This is a genomic window from Mesorhizobium onobrychidis, from assembly GCF_024707545.1.
Classification (GTDB): Bacteria; Pseudomonadota; Alphaproteobacteria; order Rhizobiales; family Rhizobiaceae; genus Mesorhizobium; species Mesorhizobium onobrychidis.
In genome coordinates this window covers 1,020,109-1,043,388 of the sequence record NZ_CP062229.1, presented here as the reverse complement: position 1 = coordinate 1,043,388, position 23,280 = coordinate 1,020,109, and the positions used below count along the sequence as shown (strand labels likewise).

Genomic DNA, 23,280 nt, shown 5'->3' with positions numbered 1-23,280 from the left:
GCTCCGGGCTCCATGATCAGGGGATAAGACCCAGAACGACTGCCCCGGTGAACACGAACGCAAGGGCAAAGACGAGATAGGCAAAGGCACCCGCATAGGCCGGCCGCCAAGTCTGCTCAGAACCGAGCCTCTGGCCTTTGCGGGCAGTTCGGGTGTTCTGGAAATAGGACATATCGACCTCCGTCTCGGCGGTTAATCTATTAAATCAGTAGACTTTGTCTAGTGCTATTTTCCAGCGATCCTTGGAATGTTTTTCTCCAACCGGATGACAATTTGGTTTGTTTGCTACTGAGCGCGGCACTTTCCGAGGCCGATCGGCCCGATGCAAAACGCCAGGCTCGTGGGCCGAGGGACAGGGATGGGCGGAGCGGCCGCCTATTTGGCGGGCGGCCTGTAAGCTTCCAGACCGAACAGCATCAGCACGAGCGACACCAGGAAGAACCCAACCGCCACGCCAAGCGCGATCTGGGCGTAGAGTTTATAAACGTCGCCCATGATGGTGCCGAACACCCGTCGCGCTGAGGCATCGGCTGGGCGCGATTTTTCATCGAGGTAGAGCCAGACTTCGGTGTGCTTGGGATTCTTGCTGGCTGCGGTCGTGGCTTTCCACATCAGCGCCAAAACCATGGTCAGCGTGAGGAACGCGCCGGAGCGGAAGGCGGACACCGGGTTGAAGGAGAAGCCGACCATGACACAGCCGATGGCAAGCGATCCGAACATTACGGCGCGCCCGATGCACCCCACAGCAACCCGCCTGATCTCATCCATCGGCCGCCTCGGCAACAACTGGCCGACAATGCGGGAGCGCTTCGACCGGATCAAATCACTTTAAGGCGAATGCGCTGCCTGGACGGGTGTACTTTCGGGATTCGGTATGGACGTACGGGCGTGCAGCTCCCCGGCGCATGGTTGCGAACGCCATAGCCTGAAATTCGGCCATCGACGCGGCCCGCCGGCGCGCTCTATGCTGCAGGGCAAGCAGGATCGAACCTTTCCGGCATCGACAGAGCGCTGTCTCGGCAAGCCGGGACATCGGCAGAGGAAGGCAATCGGCCATGCCGAAGGGGACGGGAATGAAGCCGGCGACCGGCGCGACACCGCTGATAGCGATTGCGGCTGCGGCCGTCGACACCGAAACAACCGGGCCCGACGCCACCAAGGCACGGGTGATCCAGATTGGTGCGATCGGCATCGCGCATGGCAAGGTCGTCCGGCAACCTCGGCTCGATCTCCTCATCGATCCCGGCGAAGCGATCCCGTCCGAGGTCTCGCTCGTCCACGGCATCACGGATGCCGATGTTGACGGGGCCGGGACCTTCCTGGACGCATGGGCGCAATTCCAGGAGTTCGTCGGGGACCGTATCCTCGTCGGCCACTCGATCGGCTTCGACCTGGCGGTATGGGAGCGCGAATGCCGACGCGCCCGTTTGCCCTGGAAAAAGCCTCGGGCGCTGTGCGTCCGGCTTCTTGCAACCATAGCAAATCCCAATCTGGTAGACCATTCGCTGGAACCGATCGCCGCCTGGCTTCGCCTGGAGATAGCCGGCCGCCATTCGGCTCTGGGCGATGCGATCGCGGCGGGAGACATCTTTGCCGCGCTGATTCCGGAGTTGCGCAAGCGCAACATCCGAACACTCGGAGAGGCAGAGGTCGCCTGCCTTGCCCTTTCGGACGCTCTCGAAGCCGGCCATCGCGCCGGCTGGGCCGAGCCGGTATCACGACCCCAGGCTCCCGCGTTTCAGCCGGTTGATCCATACGCCTATCGTCATAGCGTCGGCAGCCTCATGAGTGGCCCGCCAGTCGTGGTGAAGTCGACCAAACCGACAAGGCAGGTCATCGACCTCATGGTGAAGCGCAAGATCAGCTCGGTCCTCGTGTCCGACCGAGGAACGCCAGATCAACCGATTGAGGACTATGGCATCGTTACCGAGCGTGACCTGCTGCGCCGCATATCGTCCGACGCCGAGCGCGCTTTTGACATGCCGGTCGCAAGCATCGCAACGCGACCGCTGATAAGCATCCGCGCCGCCGCCTTCGCTTATCGGGCGATCGGCCGCATGGATCGGCTGAAAATCCGCCACCTCGCCGTCCGCGACGACGGGGGCATGCTGGTCGGCGTGCTTTCGGCGCGTGACCTGCTGAGGCTCCGCGCTGCCGCTGCCATCGATCTCGACGACACGATCGAACATGCCAAGGACGCCGCCGAACTGGCGGCCACCTGGTCGATGCTGCCGGGCGTAGTGCGTTCGCTGATCGGCGAGGCGATCGACCCGCGCGTGGTGGCGGAAATCATCAGCGACGAACTTTGCTCCCTTACCCGCCGCGCCGCCGTGCTTGCGGAACAACAGATACAAATCGAAGGCCATGGCCCGCCGCCCTGCGCCTATGCCATGCTCGTGCTCGGCTCTGGCGGCCGTGGCGAAAGCCTGATGGCCCCGGACCAGGACAACGCAATCGTCTTCGCAGATGGCGAGCCGGATGGGCTCGAAGACAGCTGGTTCAAAATTCTCGGCGCCAAGCTCGCCGACATGCTCGACATATCAGGCGTACCGTATTGCAAAGGCGGGGTAATGGCCGCGAACGCCGCGTTCCGCGGAAGCCTCGACACCTGGAAGGCGCGCGTCGAAGATTGGGTTCGCCGCCTACGGCCGGAGGACCTGCTCAACGTCGATATCGTCTACGATCTCCGGCCGGTTCACGGCGACACAACGCTGGCCGCGCAGTTCATCGAATATGCGTATGAGCGTGGCCACGCCGAGCCGGTGTTCGCAAAGCTTCTCGGCGAGCAGATGACAACCGGCAATCCCTTCACTGTTTTTGGCGGCTTTCAGCTTGAAGATGGCCGGCTGAACATCAAAAAGCATGGCCTTTTTCCGATCGTCGCGACCGCGCGCACGCTTGCAATTCGCCACGGTATCCGCGAGCGGAGCACACGTGCCCGGCTCGAGAAATTGATCGCGTTGGATATTGGCGGCGAGCGCGACATGAAGGCGATGCTGGCTGGCCATGCCATGCTGATCGGCTTGCTGCTCGCTCAGCAGACGCATGACATCTATGCCGGTATACCTGTATCCAACCGCATCGATGTCAATGCCCTGACGCGCGAGCAGCAAATAGAGCTCAAGAGCCTCATCAAACGCCTTCTGTCGGCATCCGACCTGGTGCGGGACCTGATGTTCGCATAACCGGCGACGCTTGCACGGTGCAAGGCCGAAGGGGAAGCCTTGGATATCGGCGCGCAGGGACAAAACTCAGATGCGCGCGGCACCAAGCAGTTCGTCGACGAGGGCGCTGCGGTCAGCCTGCTCAAGGAAATCCTCATTCGCGCGCAGCAGATTCATTCTCAGGAAGTTGAAAATATAGTCGTAGTCGTTGGTCAGGAGATTGGGGTGGATCGGGACCATCTCGAAAACCGTTCGCGCCAGCGGCTCGGGGATTTCACGCACCGGCCGCGGCGGACCGATCTGCGTGGCGGCGAGGCGCTGACGTGTGAGCTCGGCGGCGTCCTCCCAGAAAGTGGGGGGCGAGCCCTCCGGAACGGCATATTTGGAGAAGCTTGCCAAGGCCACTTTTTCCAGCGCCGCCGGCAGGCCCCGCTGGCGCAAGCCGGCAGGTTCGCGCAGCGCACCCTCCACCATTTCCGCCACCATGGCATAGCACGCAGGGTAGGCGCGCCAGCGTGAATGGTTGAGCGCCGACTGGAACTCCTTCTCGCTGAACAGCTTCTGCCAGTAGACCCCTGCCCTGACGCGGCAGAACTCGACGATGCTTTTCTGCGCCAGGAAGGCGGCACGGGAATCCATGAAGTCAGCTAGTTCGCCGACGCTGCCGATCGGCTGCGGCTTGCGCAGGAACTCGGGCAACAAATTGTTCAGCAGCCCCATGGCGCTCTCCCTTCGGTTTTGTTTCCAACCGATGCTAACCGTTTAGCCTTCGCCTCGCCGCACCGCCAGCCCTCGTACCGATTCAAGTCCTCTCACCGATTCTCCAGTCCTCTCACCGATTCTAAAGTCGTATGAACAGCAGCGACAAGAAGTGTTACTCCTATAAAGTTACGGTCGGCTGATTCTATACCTGGCCGCAACATATGCCGGAGGGCTTCCGCACTAGCGGAAGAGGCAAGCTTTCAACGGCGCCTTGCGCTCAAGACGGTTCGCAAGCTGCCAACCAAGGGAGGGTTCAACGCTATGGCGACACCAGACCGCGTAAGTTATTGGAACAAGACCAAGAGCCTCATGTTCGTCATGCTGGGCCTGTGGGTGTTCTTCGGTTACGTCATCCACATGTTCGTGGAGCAACTCAACAACATCGTCATTTTTGGCTTTCCGCTCGGCTTCTACATGGCCGCTCAGGGCTCGCTCATCGCCTTCGTCGTCATGCTGTTCTGGTTCGCACGGCGGCAGAACGCGATCGACGAAGAGCATCATGTCAATGAAGATTGATCGGGGGGAACGTCAATGGCTAACACGACATCTACCACCGCAAGCGGAGGCGACTTCACCTCCAATCTCGGCCGCATCTACGGCCTCTACACCGGCGGCTTCATAGCCTTCATCATCCTGATGGCAATCTTGAGCGCCATGGGTGTCGAAAACGTTGTAATCGGCTACCTGTTCATGGGCTTTACCATCGTCATCTATGCGGTAATCGGCGTCCTGAGCCGCACCATGCACGTCGGCGAATATTACGTCGCCGGGCGTCGCGTACCGGCGCTCTACAACGGCATGGCGACCGGCGCCGATTGGATGTCAGCGGCCTCCTTCATAGGTATGGCCGGTTCGCTTTACCTGCTCGGCTATGACGGCCTCGGCTTCGTGCTCGGCTGGACCGGCGGTTACGTGCTCGTGGCCATCCTCGTTGCGCCCTATCTGCGCAAGTTCGGCGCCTACACCGTTCCCGACTTCCTGTCGGCGCGCTATGGCGGCAATCTTGCCCGTCTGATCGGCGTGGTCGTTTTGTTCTCCTGCTCGTTTACCTATGTGGTCGCGCAGATTTTCGGCACCGGGCTGATCTCGGCCCGCTTCCTTGGCATCGACTTCAACGTCGCGGTTTATGTCGGCCTCGCCGGCATCCTGGTGTGCTCAATGCTGGGCGGCATGCGCGCCGTCACCTGGACGCAGGTTGCCCAATACATCGTGCTGATCATCGCCTACCTGATCCCCGCCATTTGGATGTCCACGGTGAAGACGGGCATTCCTATCCCGCAATTGATGCAGGGCCAGGCGCTGGCAAACATCACCGCGCTTGAGACGGCGCAGGGCATCACGGTGCATCACATCACGCCATTCGTGCATGGCGGCTATGATGCCAAGAACTACTTCCTGCTGATCCTCTGCCTGATGGTCGGAACGGCGTCACTGCCGCACGTCCTGATGCGATATTTCACCACCCCGTCGGTGCGTGAGGCGCGGGTCTCGGTCGCCTGGTCGCTGCTGTTCATCTTCATCCTCTACTTCACGGCGCCCGCCTATGCGGCGTTCGCCAAGTGGACGATGCTCGACCTGGTAGCGTCGGGCCTGACGCCTGAAAACATCGGCGAGAAAGCCGGATGGATGATGCGCTGGGCGGCTGCCGACAATACGCTCGTGCAGATCTGCGGCAAGGCGGCGACAGACACCGCGGCGATCGTCGCTGCCTGCGCCGAAAAGGGCGTGACGGCACTTTCGTTTGCCGACATCAACCTCAACGCCGACATGATCGTGCTGGCCACGCCGGAAATGGCCGGCATGCCTTACGTCATCTCGGGCCTCGTCGCCGCCGGCGGCCTTGCCGCCGCGCTATCGACGGCGGACGGCCTGCTGCTGGCAATCGCCAACGCGCTCAGCCACGACATCTACTACAAGATGATCGACCAGAATGCGCCTACGTCGCGGCGTCTGATCGTGTCCCGCATCTTGCTGGTTATGGTCGCGGTGCTGGCCGCCTACGTCGCAGCGACCAAGCCGTCCGACATCCTGTCGATGGTGTCGTGGGCGTTCTCGCTTGCCGCCGGTGGGCTCTTCCCGGCCCTGGTGCTCGGCGTCTGGTGGAAGCGAGCCAACTCGGCTGGCGCGGTCGCCGGCATGATCGCGGGCTTCGGCATCACCATCTTCTACCTCGTCATGACGCAGTATGGCGCCGACTTCGACAAGGCGACGCCCAATATGGAACTGTGGTGGGGCGTCAAGAACATTTCGTCGGCGGCCTTTGGTCTGCCGGTCGGCTTCGCCGTGATGATCATCGTCAGCCTTCTCACCAAGGCGCCGTCCCGGGATATGCAGGATTTCATCGAGGAAATCCGTGTACCTCGCGGCAAGCAGATGATGGAAGAAAAGACTGCCTGATCTGGCATAGCGATCGGCGCTCGAGGCGGGGTCCGGCGACGGACCCCGCTTTCATTTCGGGGGCGCCGCTGGCATAACGCGGCGCGCTCCTTGGAAAATCCCCATGAACGACTTCTGGTCTTACTGGTATTTTCACATACCGAATTTCATCCTTGCCGCGGTGATGTACACGCTGATGGGGCGTCTCCTGCTCGGCCTCTTCGTGCCCGAAAGCTGGGACAATTACATCTGGCGCTTCTTCAAGACCGTCACGGACCCGTTCCTGCGGATCGTGCGGACCGTCACGCCGTCGATCCTGACCCTGCCGGTGGTGATCGTCTTCAGCGTGCTCTGGCTTATGACCTTGCGCATCGGCTATCTCGTCTTGCTGATCAATTTCGGCATTGCGCCGATGGCTTCACAGGGGGGGTGAGGCAATGGACAGAAACGCTCTTGTGCCTGTCATGGCGGTCGCCATCGTCAACGGTATCTTTTCGCCTTGGGTGCTGATGGTGTTCCTCTTCTATCCGGTCTGGTATCCGGCTTGGGCGCCTCCCTTAAGCCAGATCGTTTACATGGCAAGTGCGCTGATCCTGTCGACGATGACCATCATGCTCGCCGGCGTGCCGGCCGCGCTCTATGAGCGCTGGTCGGCGCAGCCCAGAAGCGTCGTCGTCTCGTCTATCTGGCTTGCCGGCACGGTTTTGTTGACGCTGCCGGCGCTGCCGAATGTGATGCGGGCGCTAAGCGGCGGCTGAGAATTCCCTTCGGCTCGGGCTGGATCGACTTTGCAGCGCCGCCACTCGCGCATATCAACCTGCGATGGATTCGAACCGACTGGAGCGGACGGCTTCCCCCTCGCTATTTGAAGGGGAAGCGGCATTCCGGCCACGGCCATATTGCCGCGGTGTACAGTTCATGACCCTCTTGAAGGCCGTGCTGAAGGCGCTTTCGGATTCGTAGCCGAGCGACAGTGCAATAATGGAAATTGGCTCGCTGGAGTTCGCCAGCCTGTCCCCCGCCAGCAGCATTCGCCAGTTCGTCAGATACTCCATCGGTGACGTCCCAACCATCTCTTTGAATTTCAGCGCAAAGGTCGATCGCGACATGCCGGCACGCTGCGCCAGCTCCTGCAATGTCCAGCGATGCGCCGGATCGTCGTGGATGGCGTTGATCGCAGCAGCCATCTGTCTGTCCGCCAGGGCGAAGAACCATCCAACGCCACCTCCCAGCCCTTCCGCCAGGTGCAGGCGTAGGGCGTGAACCAACATCATGTGGGCGAGGTGTTGCGCGACCAGAAAACCGCCCGGCTGCGGCTCGTGCAGTTCTTGCATCATCCGCTCCACCGACCAGCGCAGCGCCGCCTGATCGGTTTCTTTCCGGATATGGACTATGGGCGGCAGCATCCCCAACAGGATGCCGGCATGATTGCCGCTGACGGCGAAGCGGCTACCGACAAGAAAGAAATCACCGCCGCCATTATACGTCACGACGCCGCCGGCGCGCGCGGGGGGAAAAATCGTGCCCGCTTCGACAGGGGTCAAAGTCATGTCGCTTGCGAGGCGGAAAGGCCGCCCGCTCGGCAGCACGAAGCAGTCCTCCTTCTCCAGGCGCACCGCGTCGGCAACGCCTTCTACGGAAAGCCAGCACCCGCCGGAAACCACAGCGTAGCATTTGATGCGTTCGTGCTGGTCGGAGAACTGGATCGACCAGTTTCCACCCGCGTCGAAGCCAGCGGACACATAACTGCGTGGCTTCAGCAGCGACAGCACATCTGAGAGCGGATCCATGGGCGTTCCGGACGATTGCGAAGATAATACGGACTTTACAGCATAGACCGGATTTTCTCAATTGGTTATTTAATAACAACGTCTCCGCCAATGTGGCAACCGGCGAAGTAATAATCAGAATTTCTGAAACATTTAGATGTTATCGCCGTGGATAACGGAGAAAAGTTATATGGATAACGCGGATAAAGTCGCCATCATCACTGGATGATACCAGATGATTGCGCCAGATAAGGGAACAAGAGTCATGACAGCGTTCACGATCAATGGGCGGGCGGTGGATCTCGCCGCCGAGCCAGATACGCCGCTCTTGTGGGTGATACGGGAGCATCTGAAGCTCACCGGCACCAAATTCGGCTGCGGCATCGCGCAATGTGGCGCCTGCACCGTTCACGTCGACGGCGAGCCGACGCGCTCCTGCGTGACCATGCTTCAGGACGTGGCCGGAATGGAGGTGACGACGATCGAAGGCCTGTCGCCGGATGCCAGCCATCCGCTGCAGCAGGCCTGGATTACCGAGCAGGTGCCGCAATGCGGCTATTGCCAGTCCGGGCAGATCATGCAGGCGGCGGCGCTCCTCAAGAGCAACCCCAACCCCACCCGCGAGCAGATCGTCGAACACATGGACGGCAACATCTGCCGCTGCGGGACCTATGTGCGAATCATCAGCGCCATTCAGCGCGCCGCACGGGAGGCCTGAGCCATGACCGAGACATTGCAGCTTCATACCAGAGCGCTCTCGCGGCGCAGCTTCCTCATCACCGTCGGCGTCACCGGCATCGCGGTTGCGTTCGGCGGCCTTCTCCAGGATGCCTCGGGCGCCAGCATTGCGCCGATGGTCGAGGGCAGCTACCGGCCAAACGCCTGGCTGACCATCGCCGCCGACGGCACCGTTACCATCATGTCACCTGCGTCCGAGATGGGTCAGGGCATCATGACAACGCTGCCGCTGCTCATCGCCGAGGACATGGACGCCGATTGGCACAAGGTCCGCGTCGTCCAGGCTCCGTCCGACGCGGAAAAATACGGCAACCCTGGCTTTTACGGCGTACAGCTCACTGGCGGCAGCGAATCCACGCGGGGCTATTACAATATGTTGCGCCTGGTCGGCGCCCAGACCCGCAAGATCATCCTGGCGAGTGCTGCCGCCATGCTCAAGGCTCCGGTGAGCGAACTCACCACCGAGCCAAACCGGGTCGTGCACGCGCGGTCGGGCCGCTCGCTCGACTACGGCGAGGTCGCCGCGGCCGGCACGCTTCCGGATCGGCTGCCGCAGGCGACCGATGCCGATCTGAAGCCGAGCGATCAGTGGCGCTATATCGGAAAGCTGACGATACCGCGTGTCGACATATCCTCGAAGGTCGACGGCACCGCGATCTTCGGCATCGACGTGCAGCTTCCGGACATGCTCTACGGAGCGGTGCTGCGGGCGCCCGTCCAGGGTGAGCAGCCAGAAACCATCAACGATGCCGAAGCCAGGACCGTGCCGGGCATCACGCACATCGTTCCGCTGCCCTACGGCGTCGGCATCATCGGCGAAACGGTCGAGGCGACGAGGCAGGCCAAGGATCTGCTCGACGTTACATGGACCACGTCATCGCGGATCCGCAACTATAACAGCGACCGTCTGTTGGAAGCGTATCGCAGCGTTGGCCGCGACCTCGCCCAAACCGGCGTCAGCGCTGCCACGGAAGCTGACGCACAGGCCGCGATCTCAAAGGCCGCAACGGTCATCGAGGTCGATTACATGAGCGACCATGTTCACCATGCAACCATGGAGCCGATGAACGCCACGGCGCTCGTGATGGGCGATACGGTTGAAGTCTGGGCGCCGACGCAAGGCCCAACAGGCACCCAGGGCTTTGCCGCGGAGGTGGCCGGCACCACCCCTGACAAGGTCAAGGTGAACACCACCCTGCTCGGCGGCGGCTTTGGTCGCAAAGCCGAGGCCGACTTCATCATCGATGCAGTGTCGCTCGCCAAGGCGGTGCAAGGCCGCCCGGTCAAGGTCATCTGGAGCCGCGAAGACGACGTCCAGCATGGCAAGTACCGACCGCTCGAGGCGCAACATGTGCAGGTCGGGCTCGATGCCGACGGCAACATCGTCGGGTGGCGGCACCGTATCGTGGCGGATTCGATTTTCGCCCGCACGATGCCGCAGCTGTTCGAGAGCGAAGGGGGCCACGACAGTGTGGTGACCGAGGGTGCGCATTTCAACTATGCCGTCCCTGCGCATCAGATCGAGTATATCCGCCAGGATAACGGCTTGGACATAGGCTTCTGGTTCGCGGTCGGGGTTGGCTATACCAGGTTCGGCATCGAATGTGTCGTCGACGAAATCGCCACCGCCAAGGGGGTCGATCCTGTGGCGCTTCGGCTGGAGCTCCTGAAGGACCAGCCGCGGGCGCGCAAGGTCGTCGAGACCGTCGCCCAGATGGCGGAATGGGACCGCCAACGCAACGGGCGGGCGCTGGGCGTCGCCTATTCCGATGCCTTTGGCTCCCATTGCGCTGAGATCGCCGAGGTCTCGCTTGACCGGGAAACCGGCGAGATCCGCGTGCACACCGTGTGGTGCGCTGTCGACCCGGGGATAGCGGTACAGCCGCGCAACATCGAAGCGCTTATGATTACCGGGATCACAGGCGGTGCCAGCCATGCGTTGTTCGAGCAGATCAACATCGTCAATGGCGAGGTGCAGGAATCGAACTTCGACACCTATCGGGTGATACGCATGTCCGAGGCGCCCGATATCAAGGTCACCGTGATTCCAACGCCCGAGAATCCGATCGGGGGCATCGGTCAGGTCGGCCTGCCGCCGATCGGTCCCGCGATTGCCAACGCGGTGGCGCGGCTCACCGGCGGCGTGCGGCTGCGGCACTATCCGTTCCTGCCGGCGCGTGTGCTGGAGGCGCTCAACGCCTGAATTTGGAGGTGCTGCTCCTCCTCGCTCTCGTCCTGGTGACTCAGGCGACCGCCATCGGCTGGGGAACGCGAGATCTGCTTACGCCCGGTCGTCGGCAAGGCACAGCTTGGCCAGCCGATCCATAAGGAATAGCATTGCTGCTCGAGCGGAGGCCGCGACCTCACAACAAGTAGCGCAGGGAGAAACCCATGGGCACAAGGCTGGCTGGCAAGATCGCCATCGTCTCAGGCGGCGCATCGGGAATGGGCGGTGCGGCCTCGGAGCTTTTCGCGGCGGAAGGCGCCAAGGTGGCGATCATCGACCGCAACGGCGAGGCGGCCGCCGCCACCGCTGCAGGAATCAGGGAACGCGGCCATGTCGCCGAGCACTGGGTGGCCGACGTATCGGACGAGGCGCAGGTCGAGGCCGCAGTTAAGGGCGTGACGGAAAAATTCGGCCCGGTCACCACGCTGTTCAATCATGCCGGCACCATTGTCATCAAACCCTTCTTGGAGACCACGCTGCAGGAGTGGGACTGGCTGCATGCCGTCAACGTGCGCTCGATGTTCCTGATGACGCGCGCCGTGCTGCCCGGCATGATCGCCGCCGGCGGTGGTTCCATCGTCTGCACCTCGTCGATCTCGGCGGTGGCGGCGACGCCGATGGAGGTGCTTTACGACACCACCAAGGGCGCCTGCCACATGTTCGCGCGCGCCATCGCGGTCGAGTTCCGCGACCGCAACATCCGCTGCAATGCGGTCTGCCCCGGCTTCATCAGGACACCGCATGGCCTGCGCGAGGTGGCCGATCTCGGCAGGCTCGGTGTCGATGTCTCCGACGCGGCAATGGCCGCGCAGCAAGGGCGGATCGGCGAGCCGGAAGAGGTGGCGAAGGCAGCCCTGTTCCTGGCCAGCGACGAATCCAGCTTCGTCAACGGCGCCCATCTGTTCGTCGACAACGGCTTTACCGCGATGTGAAAGGCGGAGCGCCGTTACCGTTCTTCCCGGCGGAACGGCTTGAGCAGCGCCGAAGGCGCGACGGCATTGCGCGACATTACCGCCATGGCGACGATGGTGAAGATGAAGGGCAGCATCAGGAACGCCTCATAGGGAATGTGGCCGAGCCCGCTCGCCTGCATGCGCAACTGCAAGGCATCGACGAAGGCGAACAGCAGGGCGGCCCCTGCCGAACGCCAGGGATCCCAGCGGCCGAAGACAACCAGCGCGATCGCCACCCAGCCACGCCCGGAGACAAGGCCGAAGGTGAAGGCGTTGAACTGCACCATCGACAGGAAAGCCCCGGCCAGTCCCATCAGGGCACCGCCGAGAATCACCGCCTGGAAGCGCGTGGCGATGACGCTGATGCCGGCTGAATCGGCGGCGCGCGGATTTTCGCCGACCATGCGCACCGACAAGCCCCATGGTGTGCGGTAGAGCACGAAGGCGGCCAGGGGGACGGCTGCCATCGCCATGTAGACCAGCGAAAATTGGTTGAACACCGCCGGCCCAAGCACCGGGATGTCGGAGAGAACAGGGATCGGCAGCGTTTCGAAACTCTTGATGCTGGGCGGCACCGATTGCTGGCCGAAGATCAGCCGGTAGAGGAAATAGGCGAGGCCCGACGAGAACAGCGTCACGCCGATGCCGCAGACGTGCTGGCTGAGGCCGAGCGCCACCGTGAACAGCGCATGCAGGGCACCCATCAGCGCACCGGTCAGCACCGCCGCAAGCACGCCGAGCCACAGGCTGCCGCTGAGGCTGGTCGCAGTGAAGCCGGTCATCGCCGACAACAGCATGATGCCTTCGATGCCGAGATTGAGCACGCCGGCCCGCTCGGAGAACATCTCGCCCAGCGTTGCGAAAGCCAGCGGCGTGGCAATCCGGATGATGGCGGCGAGGAAGCCGACCTGAAAAATCTGTTCGAGCACCACGCTCATCGTGCGGCTCCGACGCGGCGGACGCGGTAAGCGGTGAACAGCAGCGCCACCAGCATGGCGAGCAGCGCGGTTCCCTGGATGACGTCGCTGAGGAAGGCCGGAACGCCGGTCGCCCGCGACATCGCCTCGGCGCCGGTCATGACGGCGGCGAGGAAGAGCGCCGCCGGCACCACGCCGAGCGGATTGAGCCTCGCCAGCATGGCAACGACGATGCCGGAATAGCCATAGCCCGGCGAGATGTCGCTCATCACCTGGAAATGCACGCCGCCGACCTCGCCGACGCCGGCGAGGCCGGCGAGCGCGCCGGACAGCAGCGCCGTCGAGATCAGCACCCGCTCGACATGAATGCCGCCATAGCGCGCGGCCTCGGGATTCTCGCCGATGACCCTGATCCTGAAGCCGAGCGTCGTGCGCGCAATCAGGAACCAGATGACCGGCGCGGCAAGGAAAGCCGCCACGACGCCGAGATGCAGCCGCGTGCCTTCAAGCAGCACCGGGAAGTTCGCTGAGTCCAAGATCGGCGGCGAGATCGGATAGCCGCTGAAACTGTCTTTCCACGGACCTTCGATCAGCGCCATCAGGGCGTAGAAGATGACCGAGTTGAGCAGCAGCGAGCTGACCACGTCGTCGACCTTGAATCTTACACGCAGTGTAGCGGGGATAAGGGCGACTGCCGCACCGGCGGCAGCGCCCGCCACCGTCATCAGAAGCATGGCGAGCGGCCCCGGCATCGGGATGGCGCCGACGGCGCAGCTCGCCACCGCACCGGCAAGCAACTGCCCTTCGGCGCCGATATTCCAGAATTTGGCGCGGAAAGCAACGGCGACGGCAAGCCCGGTGAAGATCATCGGTGTTGCGCGCACCAGCGTTTCGGTGATGGCGTAGCTGTCGCCGAGCGACGCCGAAAACATCACGCCATAGGCCTCGATCACGCCGGCGCCGGCCAGTGCAATGAGACCGCTGCACAGCACCAGCGTCGCCCCGATCGCCAGCAGCGGCAAAGCCAGATTGAACCAGGCAGGCGTGCTGGTGCGGGCTTCGAGACGGAACATCAACTATGGCCCTCCGCCCCGGTCATCATCAGGCCGAGCCGCGCGATGGTGGCATCGGCGCTGTCGAGCGTACCGACGATGCGTCCCTCATACATCACCGCAATACGGTCGCAGATCATGAGCAGCTCTTCGAGGTCCTCGCCGATGACGATGATGCCGCAGCCCTTGGCACGCATGTCGAGGAACTTCTCGTGGATGAAGCGCGCCGCACCGATATCGAGACCGCGCGTCGGCTGCGACACGATCAGCACCTTTGGGTTGAAGGCGAGCTCGCGCGCCAGCAGCGCTTTTTGCAGATTGCCGCCGGACAGCGCTCCGGCCCGCGTCATCGGCCCGGGGCAGCGTATGTCGTAGGCCTTGATCTGTGCCTCGGCGAAGGCGCGGATCGCGTCCGGCCTGAGCAGACCGTTGCGGCTGAACGCCCCCGTGCCGATGCGCGGCAGCACCATCGAATCGGCAAGCGGCAGGTTGGTGACCAGTCCCGTCGTCATCCGGTCTTCCGGGATGCGCCCGAGACCGAGCGCCTGCACCTCGCGCGGCGAGAACCGCGAGACCATTTTGCCGGCTATCGTCACCCGGCCGGCATCGGGCGCGCGAACGCCGGAGATCACCTCGGCCACCGCCCGCTGGCCATTGCCCGAGACACCGGCAATGCCGAGGATCTCGCCTGCACGCACAGAGAGCGACACGTCGCGCAGCGCCATGCCGGAATGGCGCGAGGTCGAGATGCCATCAAGGGTCAGCACCGCCTCACCCGGCGTCGATGGTCCCCTGGCCGGCGGGACGATCTCGTGGCCGCACATCAGCCGCGCCATTTCCGACGACGTCGTGCTGGCGGGGGCATCGACGCGCCCGGTCACGCGGCCATGCCGCAGCACCACGCAGCGATGGGTCAGCGCCCTGACCTCGTTGAGTTTGTGCGAGATGAAGATGATGCCGAGGCCCTGGGCCGCCATCGACCGCAGTGCCGAAAACAGCCCGTCGACCTCTGTCGGCGCAAGCACCGCCGTCGGCTCGTCGAGGATCAGCAGCCTTGCACCGCGAAACAGCGCCTTGACGATTTCGAGCCGCTGCTGCTCGCCGATCGACAGCGCCGTGACGGGAAGGTCCGGATCAAGCGTGAGCCCATGCTGCCGGCCGATCTCGTTTAGCCGCGCCAGCCCACCGGCGCGGTCGATCCGGCCTGACTTTCCGGGGATGCCGATCAGCAGATTTTCCAGCACCGAAAGCCGGGGTGCGAGATGGAAATGCTGGTGCACCATGCCGATGCCGACGGCAAGCGCATCGGCCGAGCTGTTGATCGTCACCGGCCGGCCCTGAACCAGGATCTCACCGGCGTCCGGCGCATAGGCGCCGAACAGCACGTTCATCAGCGTCGTCTTGCCGGCACCGTTTTCACCCAGCAACCCGAGAATCTCGCCCGGCGCAACGCTGAGATCGACGGCTTCATTCGCCATGACGGCGCCGAAGCTCTTGGAGATGCCGCGCATTTCGATGAGAGGGGCGGACGTCGGCACAGGTACTCCTGATCGGGATTGGCTCTACGATTCAGCTTTGACCGGGGATGCGCTGCGCCCCCCTCTGGCCGGCAGGCCAGAGGGGGGCGACAAGCGCCAGACCCCAAGAGACAGCACTCAATCCGAAACCGGCGTGTCCTCGTCGACGTCGACGCGGAAATTGCCGTCGAGGATTTCGGCCTTTTTCTTCTCGACCAGTTCCTTGACGTCGGCGGGCAGCGTCTTGTCGAACTTGTGATACGGCGCCAGAAAGGAGCCCCCCTTGGCCATGCGCGAGAAATCGCCGTAATCCTGCGCGGTGAAGACACCGGCCTTGACCAGCTTGATAGCGTGCTCGACCGTCGGGTACATGTCCCAAACCGGGCCGGTGATCACGGTGTCCGGGCCGAGGTTGGACTGGTCGGACATGTTGGAGATGGCGAGGATCTTCCTCTCGACCGCCGCTTCGATGACGCCGAAACGTTCGGCATAGATCACGTCGACGCCGGCGTCGATCTGGGCGATAGCGGCTTCCTTGGCCTTTGGCGGGTCGAAGAAAGAGCCGATGAAAGCGACCTTTCTCTTGATATCAGGATTGACCTCCCGGGCGCCGGCAAAGAAGGCATTGACCAACCGGTTCACTTCCGGAATGCCCATCGCCGCGACGGCGCCGATCGTGCCTGATTTCGACATCTTTCCGGCGATCAGCCCGGAGAGATAGGCCGGCTCGTGGATCCAGTTGTCGAAGACTGCGAAATTCGGCTCGGCCGGTCCGGCGCCGGAGCCGAACAGGAAGGCGACCTTCGGAAACTGCTTGGCGGTGCGGCGGGATTCGCGCTCGGCGGCGAAAGCATCGCCCATTACCAGCTCATAGCCGCCTTGCGCATATTCGCGCATGACGCGGCTGAAATCCGCCGTCTGCACCTTCTCCGACCATTTGTATTCGATGCCGAGTTCCTTCTCGGCCCTCTGCAGGGCGACATGGATCTGGTGGACCCATGGCTCCTCGGTCGGCGTGGCGAAGATCGCCGCCACCTTCAGCTTCTTGTCCTGCGCCAAGGCACTGCCCGGCAGCATGGCTGCCGCCAGGCCGAGCGCGCCGAGTTCCAGCAAATTGCGCCGCGAAAGTCCTTCGCGTTTCGATTGGATTTTGCTCTTCCCGTTTTCCATTGCATGCCCCTCTGATTGGCGCCGTGTCGAGCCGGCTGTTTCTTTGAACTATCAGCGAGGGAACTATGGAACGGAGCCCCACCTTTGTCCACATGGTCAAATTTGCCGGCAGGAAGCTGCGGCTGGGCGCCCTCCGTCGCAAAACCACGGCGGCAGTGGATCGCTTGCGATCAATGCTTGATGCGATCGCGCATGGCGTACCAGAGCATGCCGAGCACATAGAGCGGGCCGCGCAGCGCAGTGCCGCCGGGAAACGGCATTGGCCTCAGCGTCGAAAACAGATCGAGCCGCGAAGTATCGCCGGTGATCGCCTCGGCAAGCAGCTTTCCCGACAGCGTCGACAGGATCACGCCCTTGCCGGAATAGCCATGCGCAAAATAGACCTCGCCATAGTGGCCGACATCCGGCAGGCGCGATGTCGTCACCGAGACGAGCCCGCCCCAGGCATGATCGATGCGGCGGCCGCGCAATTGCGGAAAGGTCTTTTCCATATGCGGCCGCACGAAGCCGGCAATGTCTGCGGGCGGCGACGGCGTGTAGCGCTCGCCACCGCCGAACAGCAGGCGGCCGTCCGCCGACAGCCGGTAGTAGTTGACGACGAAGCGTGTGTCGGAAACGGCGACATTGCTTGGGATGACGTCGCTGGTGTCATCCAGCGGCTCGGTCGCGACGATGTAGTTGCCGACCGGCATGATGCGGCTGTTGACGCGCGGCTCGAGCCCCTGGAGCAGCGCATCGCCCGCCAGCACGACATGCCTGGCCCGGACCGAGCCCTTGGCCGTCGAAACCTTGATGGCAGGTTCCCGCTCCAGCCGCAGCGCCACCGAATTCTCATGGATGGTGACGCCCGCCGCTGCCGCGGCGCGGGCAAGACCCAGCGTGTAGTTCAGCGGATGCATATGGCCGCCGAGCTTCTCGTACATCGCGCCGTGATAGGGCGTGTTCACCATTCCACGCGCCTGCGCTGCCGACAGCATCTCGACATCATGAAAATTCATTACGCTGGCAAGGCACTCGGCCTCTTCTTCGAGGTCGCGCAGGTCGGAGGCGTTGACCGCACCGGCCAGATGCCCGGTGAGCCGAAGGTCGCAATCGATTTCATGGCGCTCGATCAGGTCTAGCACCAGCCCGCGCGCCTCGAAGGCGAGATCGAACAGCGCCCGCGCCCGTTCGGGCCCATAAAGCTTGACCAGACCCTTGGCGCCCTTGCGCAGGCCGGGGATGATCTGGCCGCCATTGCGCCCCGACGCCCCCCAGCCGATCTTGCCGCCTTCCAAGAGCACGACCTTCAGCCCGCGCTCGGCCGCATGAAGGGCTGCGGACAGGCCGGTACAGCCGCCGCCGACCACCACCAGGTCGGCGTCGACGTCGCCCTGCAGCGCCGGATGATCCGGAGCCGGATTGGCCGTCGCGACATAATAGGACTTGCCGATATCCAGGCCGGAGTTGAAGCCCCCAGAATCGAAGCTCATAGTCAAACCTTGAGCAGCAGGTGATCCCGTTCCCAGCTCGTGACGACGCTCTGGAACAGGTCGAGCTCGACGCTCTTGACGCGCAGATAGGTCTGGAAGAAATCCTCGCCGAGCAACTCCCGAACTGGGCTGCACGCAGCGAAGCGTTCGAGCGCCTCCTCCATGGTTTTGGGCAGCGTGCTCTTGCTGCGATAGGCATTGCCCGATGCCTCGGGCGAACGCGACAGCTTTTCCTCGACGCCGAGATAGCCGCAGAGCAGCGAGCCGGCCATCGCCAGATAGGGATTGGCGTCGGCGCCGGGCAGCCGGTTTTCCACCCGCCGCGCGGCCCGCCCGCCGGCCGGCACGCGCAGGCCGCAGGAGCGATTGTCATGCGACCACTCGATGTTGGCGGGGGCGCTGTGGTTCGGCCGGATGCGACGGAACGAATTCACGTTCGGCGCAAACAGCGGCATCACCTCCGGAATGTATTTCTGCAGGCCGCCGATGAAATGCCCGAACATTGCGGTATCGGCATCGTCGCGCCCGGCGAACAGCGTATTTCCCGCCTCGTCGATGACCGACATGTGGAGATGCATGGAGCTGCCGGCTTGTGCAGCGATCGGCTTGGCCATGAAGGTCGCATGCATGCCATATTCCTGCGCGGCCTGGCGCGTCATTCGCTTGAACAGCAGCACCTTGTCTGCCAGCGGCAGCGCGTCGCCATGCAGGAAATTGATCTCGAGCTGCGCCGTGCCCGATTCATGGATCAACGTGTCGAGCGGCAGCCCGGCCTTTGCGGCATAGTCGTAAAGCCGCTGGATCACAGGCTCGAATTCCTCCAGCGCCGCCATGTCATAGGGGTGCTGCACGGTTTCGGAGCGGCCATTGCGCCCGACCGGCGCGACCAACGGCCGATCGGGATCGGGATTGGGCGCGGTCAGGTAGAATTCGAGCTCCGGCGCGACTACTGCCCGCCATCCCCGCTGGCGGTAGAGATCAAGCACGGCCCTCAACACATGACGCGGCGAGGCCATCCACGGCCGGTCGTCCATGTGAAACGCATCGGCGAAGACATAGGCCCTGCCTGCTCCGGCGCCGGGCGCAAGGCAGAGCGTCGCGATATCCGGCACCATCCGCATGTCGGGGTCCTGATAGCCGAAGCCCTCGTCGTTGGAACCGGAATAGCGGCCGTCTATGCAGACCAGGAAGGCGCTGCTCGGCAAATAGAGCGCGCGGTCCTCGAGCGACTTCAGGAACTTGGCCGTCGGCAAGGCCTTGCCGCGCAACACGCCGTTCACATCCGGCACCAGGCACTCGATCTCGCTGATGGCGTGCTGTTCCAGCCATGTTTTCGGATCGTCCGTCGGGGTCATTTGCGGTGCATCCGGTGTCGTTGTGTTGAGCATCAGGTCACGTCCTTACGAGGGCGAGAATAGCTTCGGCGGCGATTTCGGTTCCCGGCGCCCGTGCCATGGTGGCCGCATTCTCCTTGAGGCGAAAGCGCATTTCGCCGTCGGCCATTAGGCCAAGGACGGCGTTTTCCAGTTCATCGTCGCTCCAGCCGTCGCGGCTGATGTGGCGGCCAACGCCGGTTTCCTCGGCGCGTCGGGCGTTGTCATGCCCGTCCCAGCAATAGGGCATGATCAGCGACGGCACGCCGAAACGCAGCGCTTCGCAAAAGCTGTTGTTGCCGCCGTGATGGATGAAGAGGTCGGATTTCGCGACGACCGACGGCTGCGGAAACCAGGCGTCGAGATAGACATTGTCCGGAACCGCGCGATAGGTGTCGCGCAGACCGCCGGCGTTGACGATGAAGCGGGCCGGAAGCCGGTCGAACACGGCGAGCATGCGTTCGATCAGGCCAACATCCATGGCGCCGAGGCTGCCGAAGCTGAGATAGACCAGCGGCCCGTCATTGCGCGGAAAGACCGGCACGTCGAACGGCCCTTCCGAGCGGACACAGCCTTCGAGATAGACGAAGCGGGCCGGGTCGAGCGGCTCGGCGCGCTGCCTGCGCACGATCGTCGGGGTCAGCAGCAAATTGAGGTCCGGCGAAGCTTCGAGAAAAAGCCCCTTCGGCAAGGGCGCAAGACCGGCGTCTGCCCGAAGCCGGTTGAACCGGTCATGGGCCGGAGCGACCGCTGCCAGGTAGCGCGCCTCGAAGGCGTCGCGGCACGGGTCGTCGGCGGCGAGACCGGACAGATAGGGCGGCACATCGGCGTCGGGCAGCTCGGTTTCGGCGCAGGAGACGACTCGCACCCATGGGCAGCCGGCGGCAGCCAGCGCCGGGAACATAATGACATTATCGAGCACCACCGCGTCCGGCTTCAGCCTGGCCAGCAATTGGCGCAGCGGCGCCTCGGCATCGACGGCGGTATCGACGATCGCTTCCCAGGTCGGCGCGACATAGGTTTCGAGCTGGTCTATCGGGCTCAGCCTGAAATGCGGCAGATGCCGGCGCACGAAAGCCTGCCAGTAGCTCTGGCGTTCGCTGTCGGTCAGCGGATCGTCGGTCGGCAACTGGTATTCCTGAAAACCATAGTCGGCGAACACGCCGGAAAAGCCGGCGTGACAGATGAACACCGGCCGGGCGCCACGGGCGCGCAAGGCCTGTGCGATGCCGACGCAATTGAGCGCGGCGCCGAAGCTCGCTTCGGGAAACAGCGCGATGGTCGGGCTGGCTTTGCGCATGTTCCTCGTTATTCCGGCCGGCTGATCATGCCGAACAATGCGGGGGCCCCGCGACTGGCCGCCTGCGGCCGCTGACTGCGGGACAACCGCAGGTGGACGCGAAGCAGATCGGCTGCAACCTCATACTGCCGGCTTTCCAATTGGTCGAGTATGGTCAGGTGCTCGCGCAGCGATTGCTTCAGCCGGAAGACGTTGACGCCGGCATAAGTCCCCGGCAGCCGGCGCAGCCTGAGATGATCGGACAGCGCGTCGGTGACGAACCGATTGGCGGCGCCGTCGGCGATCATGCCGTGAAAATCGATGTCCAGCCGCTGGAACTCTCTGATATCGAACGCGGCGTCGGGCAGCGCCAGCAGTGTTTCCATGCCCTGGCGCAAGGCTGCCGCGCGGGTCCCGTCCAGCCGAAAGCCAGGCGCCAGAATGGCGGCGGGTTCGAGCAGCAGGCGGAACTCGTAGCTTTCCCCTTGTGCCTCTGGATCGTCAGGCGCCCGCCTGAACAGCCAGGCCTGTCCCGGTGCCCGGTCCAGAAGATTTTCATCTGTCAGTTTCTTTAGCGCTTTTAGTACCGTCTTCCGCTCGGCATCATACCGCCGCATCAGCGCGCCGATGGTCACCGTCTGATCCAGTCGGCGCGCCGACCGGTCGCGCAGGATCATCTCCGCGAGTTCGTCTTCTTCGGCGCTCGGCAGGTCGGCGGCAACGGTCGCCTGGTTGGTGAGGTCGACGGCCAGCCGATAGCCGGATTCAGCTTCCCAGCGCACCACGCCTTTTTCGGTGAGCAGGCGCAACGCTGCCCGCACCGGGGTTCGCGAGACGTTGCAGAGAGAAGCGATCTGCTGTTCCGGGAGATGAGCGCCGGCCTCGAAGCCGCGTTGGCGGGCCACATCGAGAATGCGCTGAGCGAGATCGAGATGGTTGGTACGTGGTCGTCTGGCAACGGCTTGCATGGTGGTTCTCGTGAACGGGCCTTACCGCCGCGGTTTGACCGATCGCCCTTGTAGACACAATCGGCGATTTCGCAGCGATCTGGCAAATTATGGATTGACGTACTTTTTTCTGCAATAGTACTGTGCCGTCAATCGGCAACAAAAAAGACCGGGGAACAGGATCGAAGCGGCGGCATGATCGCAAGCGCTGGTCCGACGATTGATTGAATTCGACGATCAACCAGAATGGGAGTCTGTCATGACCGCCACCACCCTGCGGCACCGTTCGTTAAAGGCATCCTCGATCGCTCTTGGCCTCGCCATGGCGCTGTCGGCGCCGGCGGCCGCCGCCGACCTCGTCATTTCCAACTGGGACGGCTACATGGCGCCGGATGCCATGGCCGCCTTCAAAGCAGCGACCGGCGTTTCCGGCGAGGTTGTCGTTCACGCAACCAATGAGGAGATCATGGGCAAGCTCGTCGCTTCGGGCGGCAAGGGCTATGACGTGGTCTTTGTCTCCTCGCCCTTCGCCGAAGTGCTGAACAAGCTCGGCCTGATCGAGACGATCGACCACGCCAAGGTCCCCAACCTGGCCAATCTCTATCCCGAGGCGGCGAAGCTGCCCCACGACGTCGGCAACAATTTCTCCGTGCCTTACACCTGGGGCACCACCGGCCTCTGCTACCGCTCGGATCTGGTCAAGACTGAGCCGGCCAGCTGGAACGATCTTCTCGCCCCGTCCGATGCGCTCAAGGGCAAGACCACCATGCTGGCAACCGACCGGTGGCTGCTTGCCGCCGGCCAGCTCGCCAAGGGCTATTCGGTCAACGAGACCGATCCGGCCAAGCTCGCCGAGGTCAAGGACCTGCTGATCTCGGCCAAGAAGACCTTGCTCGCTTATGACGACACCACCTTCTATTCGAAGCTGGTCTCGGGCGAGGCGCTGATGGTGCAGGCATGGGATGGCTGGTGCAATTACGGCATCGCCGAGAATCCTGAGATCAAGTATGTGATCCCGAAGGAAGGTTCGGACCTGTGGGTCGACACGATGGTGGTGATGAAGGCCTCGGCGAACAAGGACGCCGCCTTCCAGTTCATCAACTTCATGCTGGACGCCAAGAACCACGCCTGGGCAGCCCAGAACATCGACTACAAGGTGCCGAACAAGCCGGCCATGGAAAGCCTGCCGGCGGATTTCCTCGCCAAGTTCCCGAATATGGGCATGCCGGTCGCCGAGCTGGTCAAGTTCGAGCAGTTGCGCGACGTCGGCGACGCCCAGCGCGACTATTCGAAGATCGTCAGCGAGATCAAGGCCGCGCAGTAGTCGGCAGTTCTGGCATCTGGAATCAGGCTTGCGTTCCTTCGCGCCCCCCTTTGGCCTGCCGGCCATCTCCCCCTCAAGGGGGGAGATTGGACGTGGCACCGCTTTCGCCAATCTCCAACGCTTGAAGGTGAGTGGGACATTGGGGCAGCTAATCTCCCCCCTTGAGGGGGAGATGGCCGGCAGGCCAGAGGGGGGTACTCCTCAATGAAATCTTTCGCCCCCTCCCGCTCCTCCTTGCTG

General features: G+C 63.2%; 21 protein-coding genes. 9 read left to right on the top strand and 12 right to left on the bottom strand.

The annotated features are described in order from the left end of the window. Positions 1 to 16: 16 nt before the first annotated feature. Complete coding sequence (locus IHQ72_RS04985; RefSeq protein WP_258121452.1) at positions 17 to 172, bottom strand: hypothetical protein; 156 nt, start codon at positions 170 to 172, stop codon at positions 17 to 19. Between the two features lie 203 nt (positions 173 to 375). Then, positions 376 to 720 carry a hypothetical protein gene (locus IHQ72_RS04980; protein WP_258121451.1) on the bottom strand — a complete coding sequence of 115 codons (345 nt, stop codon included), beginning with the start codon at positions 718 to 720 and terminating at the stop codon, positions 376 to 378. A 335-nt stretch (positions 721 to 1,055) separates the two neighbouring features. On the opposite strand from IHQ72_RS04980, the gene IHQ72_RS04975 reads away from it, so the two are divergent. Next, the gene (locus IHQ72_RS04975; protein ID WP_258121450.1) at positions 1,056 to 3,185 is read left to right on the top strand and encodes a DUF294 nucleotidyltransferase-like domain-containing protein; all 2,130 of its coding nucleotides are present in this window, start codon (positions 1,056 to 1,058) and stop codon (positions 3,183 to 3,185) included. Positions 3,186 to 3,251: 66 nt separating this feature from the next. Here the strand turns inward: IHQ72_RS04975 and IHQ72_RS04970 are convergent, their stop codons facing one another. After that, positions 3,252 to 3,884 carry a hypothetical protein gene (locus tag IHQ72_RS04970; protein ID WP_258121449.1) on the bottom strand — a complete coding sequence of 211 codons (633 nt, stop codon included), beginning with the start codon at positions 3,882 to 3,884 and terminating at the stop codon, positions 3,252 to 3,254. A 303-nt stretch (positions 3,885 to 4,187) separates the two neighbouring features. On the opposite strand from IHQ72_RS04970, the gene IHQ72_RS04965 reads away from it, so the two are divergent. The 4 genes from IHQ72_RS04965 (at position 4,188) to IHQ72_RS04950 (ending at position 7,060) form a co-directional block, all read left to right on the top strand. Beyond that, positions 4,188 to 4,442: a DUF4212 domain-containing protein gene (locus tag IHQ72_RS04965; RefSeq protein WP_258121448.1), complete on the top strand. Its 255-nt coding sequence runs from the start codon at positions 4,188 to 4,190 to the stop codon at positions 4,440 to 4,442. Between the two features lie 15 nt (positions 4,443 to 4,457). Beyond that, positions 4,458 to 6,323, top strand: coding sequence for a sodium:solute symporter family protein (locus tag IHQ72_RS04960; protein WP_258121447.1), 1,866 nt, complete (start codon positions 4,458 to 4,460; stop codon positions 6,321 to 6,323). A gap of 103 nt (positions 6,324 to 6,426) precedes the next feature. Continuing rightward, complete coding sequence (locus IHQ72_RS04955; protein WP_258121446.1) at positions 6,427 to 6,735, top strand: YggT family protein; 309 nt, start codon at positions 6,427 to 6,429, stop codon at positions 6,733 to 6,735. A 4-nt stretch (positions 6,736 to 6,739) separates the two neighbouring features. Continuing rightward, positions 6,740 to 7,060: a hypothetical protein gene (locus IHQ72_RS04950; RefSeq protein ID WP_258121445.1), complete on the top strand. Its 321-nt coding sequence runs from the start codon at positions 6,740 to 6,742 to the stop codon at positions 7,058 to 7,060. Between the two features lie 54 nt (positions 7,061 to 7,114). Here the strand turns inward: IHQ72_RS04950 and IHQ72_RS04945 are convergent, their stop codons facing one another. Then, entirely contained in the window at positions 7,115 to 8,092 is a 978-nt protein-coding gene (locus tag IHQ72_RS04945) for an AraC family transcriptional regulator (protein WP_258121444.1), read from the bottom strand. A 244-nt stretch (positions 8,093 to 8,336) separates the two neighbouring features. Between IHQ72_RS04945 and IHQ72_RS04940 the strand changes: the two genes are divergently transcribed. The 3 genes from IHQ72_RS04940 (at position 8,337) to IHQ72_RS04930 (ending at position 11,968) form a co-directional block, all read left to right on the top strand. Then, the gene (locus IHQ72_RS04940; RefSeq protein WP_258121443.1) at positions 8,337 to 8,789 is read left to right on the top strand and encodes a (2Fe-2S)-binding protein; all 453 of its coding nucleotides are present in this window, start codon (positions 8,337 to 8,339) and stop codon (positions 8,787 to 8,789) included. A 3-nt stretch (positions 8,790 to 8,792) separates the two neighbouring features. Beyond that, positions 8,793 to 11,012, top strand: coding sequence for a xanthine dehydrogenase family protein molybdopterin-binding subunit (locus IHQ72_RS04935; protein ID WP_258121442.1), 2,220 nt, complete (start codon positions 8,793 to 8,795; stop codon positions 11,010 to 11,012). Between the two features lie 188 nt (positions 11,013 to 11,200). Next, positions 11,201 to 11,968, top strand: coding sequence for an SDR family NAD(P)-dependent oxidoreductase (locus IHQ72_RS04930; protein WP_258121441.1), 768 nt, complete (start codon positions 11,201 to 11,203; stop codon positions 11,966 to 11,968). Positions 11,969 to 11,982: 14 nt separating this feature from the next. Here the strand turns inward: IHQ72_RS04930 and IHQ72_RS04925 are convergent, their stop codons facing one another. The 8 genes from IHQ72_RS04925 to IHQ72_RS04890 form a co-directional block, all read right to left on the bottom strand. Continuing rightward, positions 11,983 to 12,927: an ABC transporter permease gene (locus IHQ72_RS04925; protein WP_258121440.1), complete on the bottom strand. Its 945-nt coding sequence runs from the start codon at positions 12,925 to 12,927 to the stop codon at positions 11,983 to 11,985. Continuing rightward, on the bottom strand, positions 12,924 to 13,979 hold the full coding sequence (locus tag IHQ72_RS04920) for an ABC transporter permease (protein WP_258121439.1): 1,056 nt from the start codon (positions 13,977 to 13,979) through the stop codon (positions 12,924 to 12,926). Before IHQ72_RS04920 ends, IHQ72_RS04925 begins: the two co-directional genes overlap by 4 nt. After that, positions 13,979 to 15,469 (bottom strand): ABC transporter ATP-binding protein, encoded by a 1,491-nt coding sequence (locus tag IHQ72_RS04915; protein ID WP_258123731.1) that lies wholly within the window; start codon positions 15,467 to 15,469, stop codon positions 13,979 to 13,981. The genes IHQ72_RS04920 and IHQ72_RS04915 overlap by 1 nt, the downstream gene beginning before the upstream one ends. 144 nt (positions 15,470 to 15,613) lie before the next feature. Continuing rightward, a complete protein-coding gene (locus tag IHQ72_RS04910) occupies positions 15,614 to 16,645 on the bottom strand; it encodes a BMP family protein (protein ID WP_258121438.1) in 1,032 nt (343 codons plus the stop codon). 170 nt (positions 16,646 to 16,815) lie between these two features. After that, complete coding sequence (locus tag IHQ72_RS04905) at positions 16,816 to 18,117, bottom strand: NAD(P)/FAD-dependent oxidoreductase (RefSeq protein ID WP_258121437.1); 1,302 nt, start codon at positions 18,115 to 18,117, stop codon at positions 16,816 to 16,818. Between the two features lie 2 nt (positions 18,118 to 18,119). Further along, a complete protein-coding gene (locus tag IHQ72_RS04900; RefSeq protein WP_258121436.1) occupies positions 18,120 to 19,505 on the bottom strand; it encodes a glutamine synthetase family protein in 1,386 nt (461 codons plus the stop codon). 4 nt (positions 19,506 to 19,509) lie between these two features. After that, a complete protein-coding gene (locus tag IHQ72_RS04895) occupies positions 19,510 to 20,790 on the bottom strand; it encodes a glycosyltransferase (RefSeq protein ID WP_258121435.1) in 1,281 nt (426 codons plus the stop codon). Positions 20,791 to 20,798: 8 nt separating this feature from the next. Continuing rightward, positions 20,799 to 21,737, bottom strand: a complete 939-nt coding sequence (locus IHQ72_RS04890; protein WP_258121434.1) for a GntR family transcriptional regulator — start codon at positions 21,735 to 21,737, stop codon at positions 20,799 to 20,801. A gap of 238 nt (positions 21,738 to 21,975) precedes the next feature. Here IHQ72_RS04890 and IHQ72_RS04885 point away from each other — a divergent pair, with 238 nt between their 5' ends. Then, positions 21,976 to 23,040, top strand: a complete 1,065-nt coding sequence (locus IHQ72_RS04885) for a polyamine ABC transporter substrate-binding protein (protein ID WP_258121433.1) — start codon at positions 21,976 to 21,978, stop codon at positions 23,038 to 23,040. Positions 23,041 to 23,280 lie beyond the last annotated feature (240 nt).